This is a genomic window from Micromonospora sp. C28SCA-DRY-2, from assembly GCF_030519475.1.
In the GTDB taxonomy this organism is placed as follows: Bacteria; Actinomycetota; Actinomycetes; order Mycobacteriales; family Micromonosporaceae; genus Micromonospora.
Map to the genome: position 1 here is coordinate 680,430 of NZ_JAUMKD010000001.1, position 18,534 is coordinate 698,963.

Sequence of the window (18,534 nt, forward strand, 5' to 3'; positions counted from 1 at the left end):
CGCGCCTCGCCGCCCCGCGGTGGCCGGCTGTGGACGGCGGAACCCGCTGTGGACAGCCGCCGATCCGGCCGACGATCTGCTATGTGCCGGCAACCCGGGGCGCCCCTAGGCTGGGCCGGTGACGACGGACTGGTACGCCTGGCACGACGACTACGACGAGCCGGGGTCGGCCCTGTCCCGCCGGTTGAGCGAGCTGCGGAAGCGGCTGCGGGAGGCGCTCGACAGCGCCCGGCCGGGGCCGCTGCGCGCGCTGAGTCTCTGTGCCGGGCAGGGCCGGGACCTGATCCCCGTGCTGGCGGCGCATCCGCGCCGGGACGACGTGACCGCCCGGCTGGTCGAGCTGGATCCGCGCAACGCCGAGCTGGCCCGGACGGCCGCCGCCGACGCCGGCCTGACCCGGGTGGAGGTGGTGGTCGGCGACGCCGCCCGCACCGACGCGTACGCCGACCTGGCGCCGGCGGACCTGGTGCTGGTCTGCGGGGTGTTCGGCAACATCTCCGAGACGGACATCCGCCGCACCGTGCGGCACTGCGCGGCGCTCTGCGCCACCGGCGGGACGGTCTTCTGGACCCGGCACCGGCGCAGCCCGGACCTGGTGCCGACGATCTGCGACTGGTTCGCCGAGGAGGGCTTCGTCCCGGTGGCGGTGAGCAGCCCGGCCGACGGTGTCGGCGTGGGCGTGCACCGCTTCCACGGCGAGCCCCGGCCGCTGCCGGCCGGGGTGACCATGTTCGAGTTCGTCGACGACGGCACCCGGCCCTGACCCGGCGCGCCCCGAAACAGGCCGTCCAGCACCCAACCGGGCACGCCCCGCAACAGGCCGTCCAGCACCCAACCGGGCACGCCCGGAAACAGGCCGTCCAGCACCCAACCGGGCACGCCCGGAAACCGGCGACCACGCGCCGGTCCGGCGTCCGGCGGGAGGTTCTAGGCTGGTCCCGGTACGGCGAGGCGCCGCCGTCGCGGACCGGGGAGGCGACCATGACCACTGTGGACGAGGTGAGCCGGCCGTCCCGGCTGGCCGAGCCGGACGAGGCGATCAGCGCCGAGGAACTGCAACTGGCGGCCCGCAACCACGGCATCCCGCTGGAGGCGCTCCGCTACGACGTGACCCCGGCCGGCCTGCACTACCTGCTCATCCACTACGACATCCCGGATCTCGACCCGGCCGGGCACACCCTACGGGTGGACGGCGCGGTGGAGCGCCCCCTCACCCTCGACCTGGCCGACCTGCGGGCCCGGCCCCGGGTCACCCACCGGGTGACGCTGGAGTGCGCGGGCAACGGGCGGGCGCTGCTGCATCCCCGCCCGGTCAGCCAGCCGTGGCTGGTGGAGGCGGTCGGCAACGCGGAGTGGACCGGTACCCCGCTGGCGCCGCTGCTGCGCGAGGCGGGCCTCGACGCCGACGCGGTGGACGTGGTCTTCACCGGCGCCGACCACGGCGTGGAGCGGGGCGTCGAGCAGGACTACCAGCGCGGGCTGCCGGTCGCCGAGGCGCTGCGCGAGGAGGTGCTGCTGGCGTACGAGATGAACGGCGCTCCCCTGCTGCCGCAGCACGGCGCTCCGCTGCGGCTGATCGTGCCCGGCTGGTACGGCATGGCGCACGTCAAGTGGCTGCGCTCGATCACCGTGCTGACCGAGCCCTTCACCGGCTACCAGAACGCGGTGGCCTACCGGCTGCGGCAGGACGCCGACGACCCGGGCGTGCCGGTGACCCGGATCGAGCCGCGCGCGCTGGTCCGCCCGCCCGGTTTCCCCGACTTCATGTCCCGCACCCGGGTGCTCCGGCCGGGTCCGTGCACCCTGGACGGTCGGGCCTGGTCCGGCCACGCCCCGGTGGTGGCGGTCGAGGTCACCACCGACGGCGGCGCGAGCTGGGCGCCGGCCATCCTGGACGAACCGGCCGGTGGGGAGTTCGCCTGGCGGCGCTGGCGCTACGAGTGGGACGCGCGGCCGGGCCGGCACGTGCTGAGCGCCCGGGCCACCGACGCCACCGGCCGGACCCAGCCGGTCGAGCAGCCCTGGAACCGGGGCGGCTTCGCCAACAACCTCGTCCAACGAGTCCAGGTCGCGGTCATCCCCACCTGACCCTCCATCCCAGGCCGGCTAGGTCGAGTCGATCATGGAGTTGTTGTCGGGCGCCACGGCGTGTCGCGACAACAACCTTATGATCAAATGGGCCGGCTACCCGGGGGGGCGCAGCGCGGAGAGGTGGGGTGTGGTCGGCGGTGGGGGGCCGACGGGGGTGGGTCAGCCGCCGAAGCCGGAGTCGGCGGGGAGCGAGATGTCGGGCTTCTCCAGCTCCTCGACGTTGACGTCCTTGAACGTCATCACCCGGACATTCTTCACGAACCGCGCGGGGCGGTACATGTCCCACACCCAGGCGTCGTGCATCTCGACCTCGAAGTAGACCTCGCCGTCGGAGTTGCGCACGTGCAGGTCGACCTGGTTGGCGAGGTAGAAGCGGCGTTCCGTCTCCACCACGTAGGAGAACTGGCGGACAATGTCGCGGTACTCCCGGTAGAGCTGCAGCTCCATCTCGGTCTCGTACTTCTCGAGATCTTCCGCGCTCATCGCACTCCGCCTTCCATGACCACATCTTCCCCCACCGGCGCCGAGGGCCGAGGCTGCTCGCCCAACGCCACGCCGACGGTACCCCTTGCCGCGCCGAAGTGCTCCATCGGCTCGTCCGGGCTTGCGCCCACCGGCCGACGCGAGCGCGGTGGGCGGCCGTCGCGCCCGGACACGGCGGCCACGTTGACGTACGAGAACCGGTGCTCCCGGCACGGACCGTGCTCGCGCAGCGCCGCGCTGTGCTCGGGCGTGATGTAACCCTTGTGCTCGGCGAACCCGTAGGCGGGGAACGTCTCGTCCAGCTCGACCATGATCCGGTCCCGGGTGACCTTGGCCAGCACGCTGGCCGCCGCCACGCAGGCGGCCACCCGGTCGCCCTTCCAGACCGCCAGCCCCGGCACGTCCAGGCCGTCCACCCCGAAGCCGTCGGTCAGCACGTACTCGGGCCGGGTGGTCAGCGAGGCCAGCGCCCGGCGCATCGCCGCCAGGTTGCACACGTGCAGGCCGCGGGCGTCGACCTCCTCGGCCGGGATGACCACCACGGCGTACGCCAGCGCCCGGGCGACCACCTCCTCGTACACCCGTTCCCGGCTGGCCGGGGTGAGCAGCTTGGAGTCGGCCAGCCCGTCGATCTCGCCGCGGCGCCCCTCGGGCAGGATCGCCGCGGCGGCGACCAGCGGACCGGCGCAGGCGCCCCGGCCGGCCTCGTCGGCCCCGGCCACGTGCCGGAAGCCGCGCCGCTGCAGCGCCCGCTCCAGCGCGTAGAGCCCGGCCTCGCGGCGCACCACGGTGCGCGGCGGGGTCAGCACGGGGCACCTCCGGCGGGGGCCGAGAGCACCCGGGCCAGCACCGCGGGCAGGTCGGGCGGGTAGTAGCGCTCGTCGGTGGCGGCCAGCTCGTCGACCGGCCACCAGCGGTGCCCGTCCACGCTGGCCCGCTCGACGTCGCTGAAGCCGGTCGTGTCCACCTCCCAGGCCGGCACCCGGACCAGGAAGAACTCCTGCTCCTGCCGGTACCAGACCCCGTCGAAGGGGAACTCGACGGTGTCCCGCCAGACCGGCTCGCCGACCTGCTCGGGGGTCAGCCGCAGCCCGGTCTCCTCGGCCAGCTCACGGGCGGCCCCGGCCGCCGGGGACTCCCCCGGATCCAGGCCGCCGCCCGGGGTGAACCAGTAGCGGTGGTCGGGCCGGGCCGGGTCGAAGCCGGCGAAGAGCAGCACCCGACCGGTCGCGTCGACGAGCAGCACGCGGGCCGCGCGCCGAGGGGTGTAGACCGTCACCGCCCCAGCCTGCCAGACGCCGCCGACAACGCCCACGCCCCCGCCCGGATCGGCCCGCCGCGCGCCGGCGGCGGCGCTCAGGAGTTCGGGATGCCCTCGTACTGCTTCGGCACGCTCAGCCAGGTGGCCCGGCTGACCGGCCAGAAGACGGTGAACGCCCGCCCGACGACCTCGTCCTCGTCGATGGTGGCCACGGTGATGTCCTGCCCGGACTGCTGCCAGTGCTCCAGCGAGTCGCCGGAGGCGGACCGGTGGTCGCCCATCACCCAGAGCCGGCCCTCTGGCACGGTGATGTCGAACTCCTGGTCGGCCGGCTTGTCCCGCTGCCCGTCGGCGGAGAAGATGTACGGCTCGTCGAGCGGCTTGCCGTTGATCACCAGCCGGTCCTGCGGGTCGCAGCAGACCACGTGGTCGCCGCCGACGCCGATCACCCGCTTGATGAAGTCCTCGCCGTCGGGGTTGCTGCTCCACTCCAGCGGCGCCTTGAACACGATGACCTCGCCCCGGCGGGGCGAGCGGAAGTCGTACACCAGCTTGTTGACCAGCACCCGATCGTCGATCTGGAGCGTGTTCTCCATGGACGGCGAGGGGATGAAGAAGGTCTGCAGCACGAAGGCACGCACCAGTACCGCGACCAGGATCGCCACGCCCAGGAGAATGGGCAGCTCCTTCCAGAAGGAGCTGCGGGGCTTGTCGGTCTGCTCGTCAATCACGGGATGGAGCCTACGTTGCCCGGCTGGACGTCACCGTCCGGAACGCGCGAGAACGCCACAGCGCGGCCGTGAGCGGGAGGAGCAGGACGACTCCGCCCTCCGGGGTGGGTCGCACCGGCGGCGGGCCGTCGGGGGCGGCCACGGCCGGCGCGCGTACGTCGGCGAAGGTCTCGGGCACCGAGAGGGCGCTCCACCGCGACGACGGCCACACCACCGTGAAGGCCCGGCCGACGACGTTCTCGATCGGCACCGGGCCCTGGCAGCGGGCGTCCTGGGAGACCAGCCGGTGGTCGCCCATCACGAAGATCTGGCCGGGCGGGACGACCACCTCGGCGAAGCGCCGGGAACGGCACTCGCGGGGGTTCGGCGGGATGTCCAGCGGGGAGTCGCGCACCACGTACGTCTCGTCGAGCGGGGTGCCGTTGACGGTTACCCGGCCCTGCTCGTCGCAGCACTTCACCCGGTCGCCGGGCAGCCCGATGACCCGCTTGATGAAGTCCTTCTCGCCGGGGCGGCTCACCCCGACCAGGTCGCCGACGGTGCGGCCGAGCTTGCCGAGGAAACCCGGGTCGGGCTCCTCGTCGACCTGCGGGGCCCAGCGGTCGGTGCCCCGGAACACCACCACCTCGCCCCGCTTCGGGTCGCGGACGTCGTAGACCACCTTGTTGACCAGGACCCGGTCGCCGACGAGGAGGGTGTCCTCCATCGAACCGGAGGGGATGAAGAACGCCTGGAGCAGGAAGGTGCGGATCAGCACCGCCAGGCAGAACGCGACGACCAGCAGCAGCGGCAGTTCCTGCCAGAGCGGCATCTGCCGGCGGCCGCGGCGGGCCCGCCGACGCCACGGATCGACAGCGCCGCCCTCGTCAAGCGTCCGCACCACGCCACTCCCCGGTCCGCAGAAATGACACTACCGCCCGGGAACCCTGTCGAGGCTCCCCGGGCGGTAGTGGACGTCTCCCCGCCGCTGTCGCGGGGCGACCGCCCCGCTGCGCCCGTACGCCCAGCGTAGTGTGGGCCGGGTCGTACGACATACGCGCAGCTCGGGCGGCGTGGCGAGCGGAAGGTCAGCTCGGCTGCTTCTCGCGCTTCTCCTTGATCTTGGCCTTCTTGCCCCGCAGCTCGCGCAGGTAGTAGAGCTTGGCGCGGCGGACGTCACCGCGGGTGACGACCTCGATCCGGTCGATGGCCGGGCTGTTGACCGGGTAGGTCCGCTCGACGCCGACACCGAAGCTCACCTTGCGGACCGAGAAGGTCTCGCGCAGGCCGTCACCCTGGCGGCGGATGACCACGCCCTGGAAGATCTGGACACGGGACCGGTTGCCCTCGACCACCCGGGCGTGCACCTTGACGGTGTCACCTGCCCGGAAGTCGGGGACGTCGGTCCGCTTCGACTGGGCGTCAAGGGCGTCCAGGATGTTCATCGCAGCAACCTCGTGAGGCTCACGGCGCACCGTCAGTCGGTGCGCGGGTGGGTGATTCTGATCCCCGGGTGGTGATCGGTGGCGCCGACCCCGGTCGGAGATCCTCGCAGCCGTCCGCGGCGCGGCCGGATGCGGCAACCCCTCTACTTTGCCACATCCCCCGGTGGCGGCTGAAATCCGGCCCGCTCCAACGCCGCGACGTCCCGTTTGTCCAGGCGCTCCGGGTCCAGCGCGGCCAGCAGGTCGGGCCGGCGGCGCGCGGTGCGGACCAGCCCCTCCTCCCGCCGCCAGCGGGCGATCCGGCCGTGGTCGCCGGAGCGGAGCACCTCCGGCACGTCCAGGCCGCGCCAGCTCGGCGGCTTGGTGTAGACCGGGGCCTCCAGCAGGCCGTGCGCGTGCGACTCCTCGTCCAGCGAGCCGGCGTTGCCGAGCACCCCGGGCAGCAGCCGGGTGACCGCCTCCAGGATCACCAGCACCGCCACCTCGCCGCCGAAGAGCACGTAGTCGCCGAGGGAGACCTCGGTGACCGGCATCCGGGTGGCGGCGTGGTCGAGCACCCGCTGGTCGATGCCCTCGTACCGGCCGCAGGCGAAGAGCAGGTGCGGCTCGGCGGCCAGTTCGTAGGCGAGCGCCTGGGTGAACGGGACGCCCACCGGGGACGGCACCAGCAGTCGCGGCGGGGTCAGCTCCGCCGGCGCGAGCGCGTCGAGCGCCTCGCCCCACGGCTCCGGCCGCATCACCATGCCCGGTCCGCCGCCGTACGGGGTGTCGTCGACAGTGCGGTGCACGTCGTGGGTCCAGGTGCGCAGATCGTGTACGGCCAGCCTGAGGGTGCCGTTGGCCCGGGCCTTGCCGATGAGCGACAGCTCCAGCGGGGCGAGGTACTCCGGGAAGATCGACACGATGTCGACGCGCATGCGGGGGTGCTCCGGCGGGCTAGAGGTCGAGCAGACCGGCCGGCGGGTCGACGACCACGCGGCCACCGGCCAGGTCGACCTCGGGAACGATCGCCTTGACGAACGGGATGAGCGCGGTCTTCCCCTCGGGGCGGCGCAGCACCAGCAGGTCGGAGGCGGGCGCGTGGTCGATCCGGGCCACCTCGCCGAGCCGCTCGCCGGTCGGGGTGACCGCGGCCAGCCCGACGAGCTGGTGGTCGTGGAACTCCTCCGGATCCTCCGGCGGGGCCACGTCGGCGCTGTCCACCCCGAGCAGGGTGCCGCGCAGCGCCTCGGCGACATCGCGGTCCAGCACACCGTCGAAGGCGACCAGCAGCCGGCCCTGGTGCCACCGGGCGGACTCCACGGTCAGTTCGGCGGGCACCCGGAACGGCACCCCCGGCCCCGCGGACGGCGAGGGCGGCGGGGGTGTCGCCCCCGGCTCGGTGCGCAGCACCATGCCGGGGGCGAACCGCGCTTCGGGTTCGTCGGTCCGCACCTCCACGGTGACCTCACCGCGGATGCCGTGCGGCTTACCGATCCTGCCGACGATGAGCAGCATCAGTACGAGTCGACGATGTCGACGCGTACGCCGCGCCCACCGATGGAGCCGATCACCTGGCGCAGCGCCTTGGCGGTCCGGCCGGACCGCCCGATCACCGTGCCGAGGTCCTCGGGGTGCACGCGGACTTCCAGCCGCTTGCCCCGACGGTTGTCGACCAGCCGGACGCGGACATCGTCCGGGTGGTCGACGATGCCCTTGACCAGGTGCTCCAGCGCCGGACGCAGAGCCACGTCAGGCCTGTTCGCCGGAGTCCGCACCGGCCTGCTCCTCGGTCTTCGGCGCCTCCTCGGCGGCCGGAGCCTCGGCCTTGGCGGCCTTCTTGGCCGGCTTGGCCGGAGCCTCGGCCAGCCCGGCCGCGGCCTTCGCCTCGGCCTCGTACGCCGCGGTGCGGTCGGCCCGCTCGGGGGCGACCTTCAGCGGCGGCGGGGCCGGCAGGCCCTTGAACTTCTGCCAGTCACCGGTCAGCTCCAGCAGCCGCTGCACCGCCTCGCTCGGCTGGGCGCCGACGGACAGCCAGTACTGGACCCGGTCCGACTTGACCTCGATCACCGAAGGGTCTTCCTTCGGCTGGTAGATCCCGACGAACTCGATCGCCCGGCCGTCGCGCTTGGTGCGCGAGTCGGCGACGACGATGCGGTACTGCGGGTTGCGGATCTTGCCCATCCGCAGAAGCCGGATCTTTACGGCCACAGTTGTTTCGCTCCTGTTGCGATCTCACCGGCCCGGTACGGGCGGTGTGCACGGGTGAGCGCCGACCGGCACAGTGGGGTTGGGCCGGAGACTACTCGGTGGACTGGCGACGTGCCCGGGTTAGAGGGCGCCGGGCACACGCCGGATACCAGCCAGCCATTCTGCCAGATCCGGCCCGGATCTCTCACACCGGACCGGCACAGGTCACCCGACGGGCGGTCGAGGTGACCGAAAACACACCAGCGGCGCGGCCACCGCGGGCCCGGTCAGCGCACCGGCGGGCGGTCCCAGCCGGCCGGCAACGCCTCCGGGGCGGTCCAGTGCGGCGGCGGGGTGAAGTCGCACCAGGTGCCGTCGAACGGGAACTCCCCCGCCTCGGCCAGCGCGATCACCCGCTTGCCCTCGGCCCGGACGGCGTTCTCGTCGGCCACCCAGTAGTCGTCGGGGTAGGCCAGCCGCTCGACGAACTCCTCCTCGTCCTTCCACTCCCAGCTGCGGTCCGGGCGGACCAGCACGTCGAGGTCCTGGTCGACCACGTCCACCCCGGCGAGCGTGCCGTCGTCCCAGCGCACCCCCGGCTCCTCCAGGTTGACGTACCAGGTGGCGAAGCGGTCGCGCGCGTCGCGGAACCACCAGACGGAGTGGGCCGCGCCGGTGGGCAGGAACTTCAGCAGCGGCGGCCCGTTCCACCGGCCCACCGCCAGCCGGTACGACGCGGCGATCCAGTCGGCGAACGGCATCGCCCGCATGCCCAGCCCGGCCGCGGTGACCTCGTTGGCCACCGGGGTGTCCCGGGCGATCCACAGCAGCAGGCCCCGGTCGTCGTCGCTGACCACCCGGGCCGGGCGGACCCAGCCGATCCGGCCGCGCCGCACGTTGCGGTGCACGATCAACCGCCCGGGTTCGAACCTCACGGGTGCGACCCTACCGGCGGGCGTGCCGGCCGCCGCGGGCCCGAGCCGAAACCGGACCCGCGGCCGGAAACGCGGCAGCCGGCCCCGCCGAGGCGGGACCGGCTGCCGGACGGGTGGGTCAGTAGGCGCGGGCCAGGATGGCGACCAGGTCGGGCTCGTCCTCGCTGTCGGGCACCGAGCCGTCGGCGCGGACCAGGCAGCGCACCGTCACGCCCTGGCCGTTCGCCTCGGCCTCGCCCTGGACGCCGACCGCCGACCACGGCACCCGGGCCCAGCCGGTGGCCGCCGCCTCGATCGCCTCGGCGAGGGTGCTCACCTCGGTGGTCCGGGCCTGGCGGTGGGCCAGCGCCTGGTCGTGCAGCGCCTGCTGGTCGGCCTCCAGCGCGGCCAGCACCGCGCCGACCACGTCGGCCACCGGCACCGGGGACTTCGAGCCGTCCGTACGCCGGACCACCACCGCGTTGCCGGCGGCCAGGTCGCGCGGGCCGACCTCGACGCGGATCGGGTAGCCGCGCAGCTCGGCGTCGACCGCCCGGCGGCCGAACGGGGTGTCGGTGCGGTCGTCGAGCGCCACCCGGACACCGGCGTCGCGCAGGCCGTCGCGCAGCTTGGCCGCCGCCTCCCCGACGCCCTCGCCGTCCTTGACCACCATGACGTACGCCTGCACCGGCGCCAGCTTCGGCGGCACCCGCAGGCCGTTGTCGTCGCCGTGGCACATGATCAGGCCGCCGAGCATCCGGGTGGAGGTGCCCCAGGAGGTGGTCCAGGCGTGCTCCCGGCCGCCCTCGGCGGAGGAGTAGCTGATGTCGAAGGCCTTGGCGAAGTTCTGCCCCAGCTCGTGGCTGGTGCCCAGCTGGAGCGCCTTGCCGTCGCCCATCATGCCTTCGCAGGTGTAGGTGGCGGTGGCCCCGGCGAAGCGCTCGCGGGCGGTCTTCAGGCCGACCACCACCGGGATGCCGAGCACGTTGACCATCAGGTCCTCGTACGCCTCGTGCAGGATCCGCCGGGCGTAGGCGCGGGCGTCGTCCCGGGTGGCGTGCGCGGTGTGCCCCTCCTGCCAGAGGAACTCGCTGGTGCGCAGGAAGATCCGGGGGCGTAGCTCCCAGCGGACCACGTTGGCCCACTGGTTGAGCAGCAGCGGCAGGTCCCGGTACGAGTCGATCCACTTGGCCATGAACTCGCCGATCACCGTCTCGCTGGTGGGGCGGACCACGACCGGCTCGGCGAGCTGCTTGCCGCCACCGTGGGTGACCACCGCCAGCTCCGGCGAGAAGCCCTCGACGTGCTCGGCCTCCCGCTTGAGGTAGTTCTCCGGGATGAAGAGCGGGAAGTACGCGTTCTCCGCGCCGGCCGCCTTGATCCGGGCGTCCATCTCGGCCTGCATCCGCTCCCAGATGGCGTAGCCGGCCGGTCGGATCACCATGGTCCCCCGGACCGGGCCGTTGTCGGCCAGCTTCGCCTTGGCGATCAGGTCCTGGTACCAGCGGGGAAAGTCCTCCGCACGGGGAGTGAGCACGCGTGCCATGACCGCACATCCTATGCGCCGCCCGGCCGCCCGACGCGATCGGGCGGCCCGCGCCACGCGCGCGCCGGGCCGGACGCCCCGCCCGGCCGTAGACTTCGATCACCATGAACGAGGTACGGGACGCCGGACGCCAGCGGCTGCGGGACCAGATAGTGGTCGCGGCCCGGACGCTGACCGTCGACCGGGGCTGGGACAACGTCCGGATGGGCGCGGTGGCGACCGCCGCCGGGGTGAGCCGGCAGACCGTCTACAACGAGTTCGGCAGCAAGGCCGGGCTGGCCGAGGCGCTGGCCCGGCGCGAGGTCGACCGGTTCGTCGCCGACGTCCGGGCGGCCCTGGTCGCGCACGGCACCGACGTGCGCGCCGGCGCGTACGCGGCGATCCGGCACACGCTGGCCGAGGCGGCCGCCAACCCGCTGATCAGAGCGATCCTGACCAGCGCGCGGGGCGGCTCCGACGAACTGCTGCCCTTCCTCACCACCCGCTCCGGGCTGGTGCTGACCGAGGCGAACGGCGCGCTGCTGGAGTGGGTCGCCACGGTGGTGCCCGGCGCCGACCGGGCCGCCCTGCGGTTCGCCGCCGACAGCGTGGTCCGCCTCGTGGTCAGCCACATCGTGCTGCCCGGCGCGCCCGTCGACCAGACCGCCCGCGCCCTGGCCGACCTGGCCGTCCACCTCTTCACCCGCGCCGCCGTCATCCCCCACCCGCCCGGCTGAGGCGGAGGTCCGCGTCCGGAACCAGCCGGGCGCCTGCCCGGCACGGGCCCGGCGGGGTCAGCGGACGGGGCGGCCGCGCAGGACGATGCGGCTGGGGGTACGCACCACGCGCAGGTCGACGCGGGGGTCCTCGGCGTAGACGACGAGGTCGGCCAGGCCGCCCTCGACCAGGCCGGGAAAGCCCAGCCACTCGCGGGCGCCCCAGGAGGCGGCGGCGAGCACGTCCACCGCCGGCATGCCGGCCCGCTCGTGCAGCAGCAGCATCTCCTCGGCGGCCAGCCCGTGGTCGATGCCGCCGCCCGCGTCCGTGCCGACGTAGATGGGCACCCCGGCCTCGTGCGCGGAGCGCACCACCTCCGGGAAGCGGTCCCGCAGGGCGAGCATGTGGTCGGCGTACCCGGGGAACTTGGCCCGCGCCTGGTCGGCGATCCCGCCGAAGGTCTGAATGTTGATCATCGTGGGCACCAGCGCGGTGCCCCGCCGGGCCATCTCGTCGATCAGGTCCAGGCTCAGCCCGGTGCCGTGCTCCACCGAGTCCACCCCGGCGCGCACCATGATCTCGACGGCCGACTCCGAGAAGGTGTGCACGGCGGCGCGTACCCCGGCGGCGTGCGCGGCCTCGACCGCGGCGGTCATGGTGGCGGCGTCCCAGGCCGGCGCCAGGTCACCGACGCCCCGGTCGATCCAGTCGCCGACCAGCTTGACCCAGCCGTTGCCGGCCCGGGCCTGCTCGGTCACGGCGGCCGCCACCTCGGCCGCGCCGACCTCGATGCCGATGTCGCGCAGGTAGCGCTTCGGCGGGGCGACGTGCCGGCCGGCGCGGGCCAGCCGGGGCAGTTCCGGGTCGTCGTCGAGTTCCGGGTACGGGTACGGCGAGCCGGCGTCCCGGATCGCCAGCACCCCGGCGTCCCGGTCGACCCGGGCCAGCTCGCGGGCCTGGTCGAGCGAGGTGATCGGGGCGCCGCCGCGGGCGATGCCGATGTGGCAGTGCGCGTCGATCAGCCCCGGCAGCACGAAGCCGCCGTCGGCGATGGTCTGCGCGCCCGGCACCGGCTCGAAGGTGACCCGGTCGCCGACCAGCCAGATGTCGCGGACCTCGTCGTCGGGGAGCAGCACACCGCGCACATGCAGAGCCATGTGCACAGTCCTACCGGATCATTCCCCGCCGGGTGCGGGCAGCCCGCCCCGCCGCGCCGGCGGGCGCAGATCGACCCGGCATACGGCAGGTCGCGGTCTCCGGGCTACGGGAGACCGCGACCTGCCGCAATCCGAGTGGGTCGGGACGCCGGGCCGTCAGCGGGGGCGGTTGTCGCCCTTGCCGAGCTTGTTGAAGTCGATCTTCGGCAGCTTGAAGCCCGGGGGCAGCCCCTGGCCGGCGGCCAGGTCGTTCGGGTCCATCCCCGGCGGGAGCTGCGGCATGCCGCCCGGGAAGCCGCCGGGCATCCCGGCGCCCGCTCCGGCGCGCGGCCGGTTGCCGCCCTTGGTGCCCTTGCGCTTGTTCTTCGGCGACTTGGTCGCCTTGCGCCGGCCCCCGCCGGGCAGGCCCATCATGCCGCCCATCTGCTTCATCATCTTCTGCGCGTCGGCGAAGCGGTTGAGCAGCTGGTTGACGTCCATCACGGTGACCCCGGAGCCGTTGGCGATGCGGGCCCGGCGGGAGCCGTTGATGATCTTCGGGTTGCTGCGCTCGCCCGGGGTCATCGACCGGATGATCGCGGTGACCCGGTCGAAGTGCTTGTCGTCCAGCTCGGCGAGCTGGTCCTTCATCTGCCCCATGCCCGGCATCATGGCCAGCACGTTGGCGATCGGCCCCATCCGCCGCACGGCGATGAGCTGGTCGAGGAAGTCCTCCAGGGTGAAGGTCTCGCCGCCCATCAGCTTGGCGGTCATCTTCTCCTTCTGATCGGCGTCGAAGGCCTGCTCGGCCTGCTCGATCAGGGTGAGGACGTCGCCCATGCCGAGGATCCGGCTGGCCATCCGGTCCGGGTGGAAGACGTCGAAGTCCTCCAGCTTCTCGCCGGTGGAGGCGAAGAGGATCGGCTGGCCGGTGACCTCCCGGACCGACAGCGCGGCGCCACCGCGGGCGTCGCCGTCCAGCTTGGAGAGCACCACACCGGTGATGCCGACGCCGTCGCGGAACGCCTCCGCGGTACGGACGGCGTCCTGACCGACCATCGCGTCGATGACGAAGATGACCTCGTCCGGGTCGACCGCGTCGCGGATGTCGGCCGCCTGCTGCATCATCTCCGCGTCGATGCCGAGCCGGCCGGCGGTGTCGACGATGACGATGTCCCGGGCCGCCCGCCTGGCGTGCTCGATCGACGCCCGGGCCACCTGCACCGGGTCGCCGACCCCGTTGCCGGGCTCCGGGGCGTACACCTCGACGCCGGCCCGCCCGCCGAGCACCTGGAGCTGCCCGACCGCGTTGGGGCGCTGGAGGTCGGCGGCGACCAGCAGCGGCTGGTGCCCCTGCGCCTTGAGCCAGCGGGCCAGCTTGCCGGCGAGGGTGGTCTTACCGGAGCCCTGGAGACCGGCCAACATGATCACCGTCGGCGGCTGCTTGGCGAACTGGAGCCGCCGCCCCTCGCCGCCGAGGACGTTGATCAGCTCCTCGTTGACGATCTTGATGATCTGCTGGGCCGGGTTGAGCGCCTGGGACACCTCCGCGCCGCGCGCCCGCTCCTTGACCCGGGCGATGAAGCCCTTGACCACGGGCAGGGCGACATCCGCCTCCAGCAGCGCGAGGCGGATCTCGCGCGCGGTGGCGTCGATGTCGGCGTCGGTGAGCCGACCCTTGCCGCGGAGCTTGGTGAAGATCCCGGAGAGGCGGTCACTCAAGGTGTCAAACACGCGAACATCCTGTTTGTCGGGGTTCCGGCGGGTAACGGGCCGGCGGGTGCGAGACACCCGGCCACCGCTAGGGTAGCCGCCCACCACCCCGGCCGCCGCGTCACCGCGCACTCCCGGCGATCTTGCCGGCGGCGGTCCGCCGCCCGGCCGGCGCCGGGCCGGCCGGCGGTCAGAGTTCGACCAGGCCGGACTGGTAGGCGTAGACCACGAGCTGGGCACGGTCGCGGGCGCCCAGCTTGACCATCGCCCGGCTGACGTGGGTACGCGCCGTCGCCGGGCTGACCACCAGCCGGTCGGCGATCTCCGCGTTGCTGAGCCCCTCGCCGACCAGCCCGACCACCTCCCGCTCCCGGTCGGTGAGCGTGTCGAGCCGGGGGTGCGGTCGGGGCACCCGGGGCGGGCGGGCGGCGAACTCGCGCACCACCCGCCGGGTCACCGACGGCGAGAGCAGCGCCTCGCCGGCCGCCACCAGCCGGATCGCCCGCAACAGCTCGGCCGGCCGGGTGTCCTTGGTGAGAAACCCGCTCGCCCCGTGCCGCAGCGCGTCGAAGACGTACTCGTCCAGCTCGAAGGTGGTGAGCACGACCACCCGGGTGGCGGCCAGCCCGGGGTCGGCGACGATCCGCCGGGTGGCCTCGATGCCGTCCACGCCGGGCATCCGGACGTCCATCAGCACCACGTCCGGGCGTTCCCGCCGGGCCAGCTCCACCGCCCGCAGCCCGTCCGCCGCCTCGCCGGCCAGCGCCAGGTCGTCCTCGCTCTCCACCAGCGCGCGCAGCCCGAGCCGGACCAGGTCCTGGTCGTCGGCGATCAGTACCCGGATCACCGGGCCGGCTCCACCGGCAGCCGGGCCGCGACCCGGAACCCGCCACCCGGACGCGGGCCGGCGGCCAGCTCGCCGCCGAGCGCGGTCACCCGCTCCCGCATGCCGGCCAGGCCGTGCCCCGCTCCCCCGCCACCGCCCACCCCCCGGTCGAGCACCTCCACGGTCAGCGCGTCCCCGCCGTAGCCGACCGTCGCCTCCGCCTCGGCCACCCCGGCGTGCCGCAGCACGTTGGTCAGCGCCTCCTGCACCACCCGGTACGCGGCCAGGTCCACCGCCCCCGGCAGCTCGCGCGGCTCGCCGGTGACCCGCAGCGTCACGGCGAGCCCGGCGTCGGCCAGCCGCTCGCGCAGGGCGTCCAGCCGGGCCAGCCCGGGCACCGGCTCCCGCCCGCCGCCCCGGCGCACCGCGCCGAGGGTGACCCGCAGCTCGTCCAGCGCCTCCCGGCTGGTGCGGCTGATCGCGGTGAGCGCGATCTCGGCCTGCTCCGGACGCTTGCCGAGCAGGTGCAGGGCCACCTCCGCCTGCATGCTGATCGCCGCCAGGCCGTGCCCCACCACGTCGTGCACCTCCTGGGCGATGCGCAGCCGCTCCTCGTCGGCCTGCCGCCGGGCCGCCTCGGCGCGGCCCCGGGCCGTGCTCTCCCGGGTGACCCGCACCGCGACCCCCACCGCGAACGGTACGACCACCCAGGCCGCGGCGGGAAGCGCCCCGAACCAGCCCGGTTCCGGCCCCCGGGACCAGAAGACGTGCGCCAGCAGCACGGCCAGCGCCAGCCCGGCCGCCACGCCGGCCCGGCGCACCGGCAGCCGGACCGCCGCGGTGTAGACGGCGACCAGGAGGGCGAGCTGCACCGGCCCGTACGGGTAACCGAGCACCAGGTAGGCCGAGGTCGCCACGGCCACCACGGCGAGCGTGGCCAGCGGGGCGGTCCGGCGCGCCACCAGGGCCAGCGCCGCCACCGCCAGCAGGGTGCGGCAGGCGACGTCGACCGGCGCGGAGCCGGGCTGGTTCGCGCCGGCCAGCGGGGTGGCGAGCAGCCCGAACGCCAGCAGCGCCAGCGCCAGGGCGGCGTCGGCGGCCACCTCCCGCCGCCGGTCCCGCTGCCGCTCCCGCATGGCGGTCATTCTGCCCCCGCCGGCACCCCTCGTCGTGCGTCCGCGGACGGCACCGCGGCTACGTTCCGGGACGTACCCGCCGGGTTCGCCGCGTCCGCCGCCAGGCGTCGTGCCCCGCCCGGCGGGCGCCGGCCGGGTCAGACCGCGCCGAGGACCGCGGCCTCCAGGCGGGCCCGGGTGGCGTCGTCCGGCCAGCCGCCGACCAGGTAGAACGCGTCCACCACGTCCCCGCCCAGGGTGGAGATGCGGGCGGCACGCACCTGCGCGCCGGCCTCGTCGAGGGCGCCGGCCACCCGGTAGAGCAGGCCGGCCGCGTCGGCGGCGCGCAGCTCCAGCAGCACCGCGTCGGTGGCCGCCTCCCGGTGCCAGACCACCCGGGGCGCCGCCGCCGACCCGCGCGCGGCCAGCGCCCGGCCGCGCAGCCGCTGGGTCACCGAGACGTCCCCGGCCACCGCCCGGCGCAGGTCGCTGCCGAGCGCGATCGGATCCGGCGGCTGTCCGTAGCGCGGCTGCACCCGGCACTGCACCAGCGCCCGCCCGTCCACCGTGGTGGCGTCGGCGGAGACCACCTCCAGCCGGTGCAGGGCCAGGCAGCCGGCCACCGTCGCGAGCAGCCCGCGCCGGTCCGCCGCGGCCACCGCCACCTGGTCCCCGCGCAGGTGTACGACCGGCAGCGGCCCGGCCACCAGCGCCGGGTCCGGGGCCGGCGGGGCGGGCAGCGCCCCGGTGTCCAGCGCGGTCCGCACCCGCCCGACCAGTTCGGCGACCAGCCGGCCCTTCCAGTCCGACCAGGCGGCCGGCCCGGTGGCGGCGGCGTCGGCGCGGACCAGCGCGTGCAGCAGGTCGAGGGTGGCCGGGTCGCCGACCGAGCCGGCCACCCCGGCGATGGTCTTCGGGTCGGCGAGGTCGCGCCGGGTGGCCACGTCGGGCAGCAGCAGGTGCAGCCGGACCAGGGTGCCGATCAGGGCCACCTCGGGCGCCGGCAGGCCGACCCGGGCGGCCACCGCCTCGGCGACCGGCGCGCCCACCGTGCTGTGGTCGCCGGCGAGTCCCTTGCCGACGTCGTGCAGCAGAGCGCCGAGCAGCAGCAGGTCGGGGCGCTCCACCTCGCGGGCGTACCGGCTGGCCTCGGCCGCGGTCTGCACCAGGTGGCGGTCGAGGGTGAACCGGTGCACCGGGTTGTGCTGGGGCAGGCTGCGCAGCCGGGTCCACTCCGGCAGCCAGCCGTCCACCAGCCCGTACCGGTCGCAGGTCTCCCAGGCCGGCACCAGGCCGGGGCCGGCGCCCAGCAGGGTGACCAGCGCGGCCCGGGCCTCGACCGGCCAGGGCGCCGGCAGCGGCGGGCAGTAGGCGGCCAGCCACTCGCAGGTGGCCCGGGCGATCGGCAGCCGGGTGGTGGCCGCCGCGACGGCCACCCGCAGCGACAGGCTCGGGTCGGGGCGCGCCCCGATGGCGGTCCGGGCCAGCACCAGCTCGCCGTCGTGCTCCACCACGTCCCGGGCCACCGGCCGGCGCACCGGGCGGCCGTCGGCGCCCCGGCGACGCCCGGACCGGAGCCGGTCGACCGTCCGGAAGGCGTCGTCCAGGGCGTGGCTGACCGTCCGGGCGTCCCCGGCGACCCGGCGCAGCAGCGCGTCGCCGTCGTCCAGCCCGAGCAGCGCGGCGACGCCGTCGCGTTCCTGCGCCACCAGCCGGTCCACCCGGCGGCCGACCTGCTGGTGCAGCGCGTCGCGGGTGTCCAGCAGGCGCAGGTGCGCGGCGCGGACCGCGGGCCGCAGCGCGTCGGTCACGCCGGCCATCGCGATCGCCCGCAGGATGCCCACGTCGCGCAGCCCGCCGGCGGCCTCCTTGAGGTCGCCTTCGAGCAGGAAGGCCAGTTCGCCGTGGGCCTGCCAGCGGGCGGCGGTGGCCGCCCGCAGCGCGGGCAGTTGGCGTACGGCGGTCCGCCGCCAGTGGTCGGCGGCGGTCCGGACCAGCGCCTCGGCGAGCGCGGCGTCCCCGGCCACCGGGCGGGCGTCGAGCAGGCCGAGGGCCACCTTCACGTCGTCCTGGGCCACCGACAGCGCCTCCGGCACGGTGCGCACCGAGTGGTCCAGCCGCAGCCCGGCGTCCCAGATGGGATACCAGAGCGCGGCGGCCAGCTCGTCGACGCCCGGCACCCCGGCGTGCACCAGCACCAGGTCGAGGTCGCCGTACGGGGCGCACTGCCGCCGTCCCAGCCCGCCGACGGCCAGCAGCGCCACCCCGTCCCGCGGCGGCAGCAGCGACCGCAGCCAGCCGTCGTACGCGTCCGCCCGGGCCGACCGGGCCGCGGCGCCGATCCCTCCCGGTACGCCGACGACCTCGTTGACCAGCGGAACCCGGTCGGTGCCGGACGCGTCCCTGGTCAACGAGGTCATCTCGGCCGC

Annotated in this window: 20 protein-coding genes; 3 read left to right on the forward strand and 17 right to left on the reverse strand. The window is 74.8% G+C overall.

Going from position 1 to position 18,534, the window contains the following annotated elements:
* Positions 1 to 118: 118 nt before the first annotated feature.
* Together Q3W71_RS03050 and Q3W71_RS03055 are read left to right on the forward strand one after the other, a co-directional pair.
* Positions 119 to 763: a class I SAM-dependent methyltransferase gene (locus Q3W71_RS03050; protein ID WP_302917734.1), complete on the forward strand. Its 645-nt coding sequence runs from the start codon at positions 119 to 121 to the stop codon at positions 761 to 763.
* 218 nt (positions 764 to 981) lie between these two features.
* Positions 982 to 2,088 carry a sulfite oxidase gene (locus Q3W71_RS03055; protein WP_302917735.1) on the forward strand — a complete coding sequence of 369 codons (1,107 nt, stop codon included), beginning with the start codon at positions 982 to 984 and terminating at the stop codon, positions 2,086 to 2,088.
* Between the two features lie 162 nt (positions 2,089 to 2,250).
* Here Q3W71_RS03055 and Q3W71_RS03060 read toward each other — a convergent pair whose 3' ends face one another.
* The 12 genes from Q3W71_RS03060 to proS all read right to left on the reverse strand — a co-directional run bounded on the left by Q3W71_RS03060 (position 2,251) and on the right by proS (position 10,619).
* A complete protein-coding gene (locus Q3W71_RS03060) occupies positions 2,251 to 2,574 on the reverse strand; it encodes a DUF2469 domain-containing protein (protein ID WP_007075222.1) in 324 nt (107 codons plus the stop codon).
* Positions 2,571 to 3,383 carry a ribonuclease HII gene (locus Q3W71_RS03065; protein WP_302917736.1) on the reverse strand — a complete coding sequence of 271 codons (813 nt, stop codon included), beginning with the start codon at positions 3,381 to 3,383 and terminating at the stop codon, positions 2,571 to 2,573. The genes Q3W71_RS03060 and Q3W71_RS03065 overlap by 4 nt, the downstream gene beginning before the upstream one ends.
* Positions 3,377 to 3,853, reverse strand: a complete 477-nt coding sequence (locus tag Q3W71_RS03070; RefSeq protein WP_302917737.1) for an NUDIX hydrolase — start codon at positions 3,851 to 3,853, stop codon at positions 3,377 to 3,379. The genes Q3W71_RS03065 and Q3W71_RS03070 overlap by 7 nt, the downstream gene beginning before the upstream one ends.
* A 77-nt stretch (positions 3,854 to 3,930) precedes the next feature.
* Positions 3,931 to 4,566 carry a signal peptidase I gene (gene lepB / locus Q3W71_RS03075; protein ID WP_302917738.1) on the reverse strand — a complete coding sequence of 212 codons (636 nt, stop codon included), beginning with the start codon at positions 4,564 to 4,566 and terminating at the stop codon, positions 3,931 to 3,933.
* Positions 4,567 to 4,576: 10 nt separating this feature from the next.
* Entirely contained in the window at positions 4,577 to 5,449 is an 873-nt protein-coding gene (gene lepB, locus Q3W71_RS03080) for a signal peptidase I (protein ID WP_302917739.1), read from the reverse strand.
* A 184-nt stretch (positions 5,450 to 5,633) separates the two neighbouring features.
* Complete coding sequence (gene rplS / locus Q3W71_RS03085) at positions 5,634 to 5,990, reverse strand: 50S ribosomal protein L19 (protein ID WP_302917740.1); 357 nt, start codon at positions 5,988 to 5,990, stop codon at positions 5,634 to 5,636.
* A 143-nt stretch (positions 5,991 to 6,133) separates the two neighbouring features.
* A complete protein-coding gene (gene trmD / locus Q3W71_RS03090; RefSeq protein ID WP_109899947.1) occupies positions 6,134 to 6,907 on the reverse strand; it encodes a tRNA (guanosine(37)-N1)-methyltransferase TrmD in 774 nt (257 codons plus the stop codon).
* Positions 6,908 to 6,926: 19 nt separating this feature from the next.
* Entirely contained in the window at positions 6,927 to 7,484 is a 558-nt protein-coding gene (gene rimM / locus Q3W71_RS03095) for a ribosome maturation factor RimM (protein ID WP_302918713.1), read from the reverse strand.
* A 2-nt stretch (positions 7,485 to 7,486) separates the two neighbouring features.
* A complete protein-coding gene (locus Q3W71_RS03100; RefSeq protein ID WP_302917741.1) occupies positions 7,487 to 7,747 on the reverse strand; it encodes an RNA-binding protein in 261 nt (86 codons plus the stop codon).
* Positions 7,722 to 8,180, reverse strand: a complete 459-nt coding sequence (gene rpsP / locus Q3W71_RS03105) for a 30S ribosomal protein S16 (RefSeq protein ID WP_088995517.1) — start codon at positions 8,178 to 8,180, stop codon at positions 7,722 to 7,724. Before rpsP ends, Q3W71_RS03100 begins: the two co-directional genes overlap by 26 nt.
* A 266-nt stretch (positions 8,181 to 8,446) precedes the next feature.
* Complete coding sequence (locus Q3W71_RS03110) at positions 8,447 to 9,094, reverse strand: DUF402 domain-containing protein (RefSeq protein WP_302917742.1); 648 nt, start codon at positions 9,092 to 9,094, stop codon at positions 8,447 to 8,449.
* Positions 9,095 to 9,212: 118 nt separating this feature from the next.
* The gene (gene proS, locus Q3W71_RS03115; protein WP_302917743.1) at positions 9,213 to 10,619 is read right to left on the reverse strand and encodes a proline--tRNA ligase; all 1,407 of its coding nucleotides are present in this window, start codon (positions 10,617 to 10,619) and stop codon (positions 9,213 to 9,215) included.
* A gap of 104 nt (positions 10,620 to 10,723) precedes the next feature.
* Here proS and Q3W71_RS03120 point away from each other — a divergent pair, with 104 nt between their 5' ends.
* Entirely contained in the window at positions 10,724 to 11,335 is a 612-nt protein-coding gene (locus Q3W71_RS03120) for a TetR family transcriptional regulator (protein ID WP_302917744.1), read from the forward strand.
* Positions 11,336 to 11,392: 57 nt separating this feature from the next.
* Here the strand turns inward: Q3W71_RS03120 and Q3W71_RS03125 are convergent, their stop codons facing one another.
* The 5 genes from Q3W71_RS03125 to Q3W71_RS03145 all read right to left on the reverse strand — a co-directional run bounded on the left by Q3W71_RS03125 (position 11,393) and on the right by Q3W71_RS03145 (position 18,525).
* Positions 11,393 to 12,472, reverse strand: a complete 1,080-nt coding sequence (locus tag Q3W71_RS03125) for an amidohydrolase family protein (protein WP_302917745.1) — start codon at positions 12,470 to 12,472, stop codon at positions 11,393 to 11,395.
* A gap of 156 nt (positions 12,473 to 12,628) precedes the next feature.
* Positions 12,629 to 14,185 carry a signal recognition particle protein gene (gene ffh / locus Q3W71_RS03130; protein ID WP_302917746.1) on the reverse strand — a complete coding sequence of 519 codons (1,557 nt, stop codon included), beginning with the start codon at positions 14,183 to 14,185 and terminating at the stop codon, positions 12,629 to 12,631.
* Between the two features lie 169 nt (positions 14,186 to 14,354).
* Positions 14,355 to 15,011, reverse strand: coding sequence for a response regulator transcription factor (locus tag Q3W71_RS03135; protein WP_302917747.1), 657 nt, complete (start codon positions 15,009 to 15,011; stop codon positions 14,355 to 14,357).
* On the reverse strand, positions 15,008 to 16,126 hold the full coding sequence (locus Q3W71_RS03140) for a sensor histidine kinase (RefSeq protein ID WP_302917748.1): 1,119 nt from the start codon (positions 16,124 to 16,126) through the stop codon (positions 15,008 to 15,010). Before Q3W71_RS03140 ends, Q3W71_RS03135 begins: the two co-directional genes overlap by 4 nt.
* A gap of 137 nt (positions 16,127 to 16,263) precedes the next feature.
* Positions 16,264 to 18,525 (reverse strand): [protein-PII] uridylyltransferase, encoded by a 2,262-nt coding sequence (locus tag Q3W71_RS03145; RefSeq protein WP_302917749.1) that lies wholly within the window; start codon positions 18,523 to 18,525, stop codon positions 16,264 to 16,266.
* Positions 18,526 to 18,534 lie beyond the last annotated feature (9 nt).

Coding starts and splice junctions, on each gene's coding strand:
- Q3W71_RS03055 (WP_302917735.1), top strand. CDS start 982: ATGACCACTGTGGACGAGGTGAGCCGGCCGTCCCGGCTGGCCGAGCCG.
- Q3W71_RS03060 (WP_007075222.1), bottom strand. CDS start 2,574: ATGAGCGCGGAAGATCTCGAGAAGTACGAGACCGAGATGGAGCTGCAG.
- rplS (WP_302917740.1), bottom strand. CDS start 5,990: ATGAACATCCTGGACGCCCTTGACGCCCAGTCGAAGCGGACCGACGTC.
- trmD (WP_109899947.1), bottom strand. CDS start 6,907: ATGCGCGTCGACATCGTGTCGATCTTCCCGGAGTACCTCGCCCCGCTG.
- proS (WP_302917743.1), bottom strand. CDS start 10,619: ATGGCACGCGTGCTCACTCCCCGTGCGGAGGACTTTCCCCGCTGGTAC.
- Q3W71_RS03120 (WP_302917744.1), top strand. CDS start 10,724: ATGAACGAGGTACGGGACGCCGGACGCCAGCGGCTGCGGGACCAGATA.
- Q3W71_RS03125 (WP_302917745.1), bottom strand. CDS start 12,472: ATGGCTCTGCATGTGCGCGGTGTGCTGCTCCCCGACGACGAGGTCCGC.
- Q3W71_RS03140 (WP_302917748.1), bottom strand. CDS start 16,126: ATGCGGGAGCGGCAGCGGGACCGGCGGCGGGAGGTGGCCGCCGACGCC.
- Q3W71_RS03145 (WP_302917749.1), bottom strand. CDS start 18,525: ATGACCTCGTTGACCAGGGACGCGTCCGGCACCGACCGGGTTCCGCTG.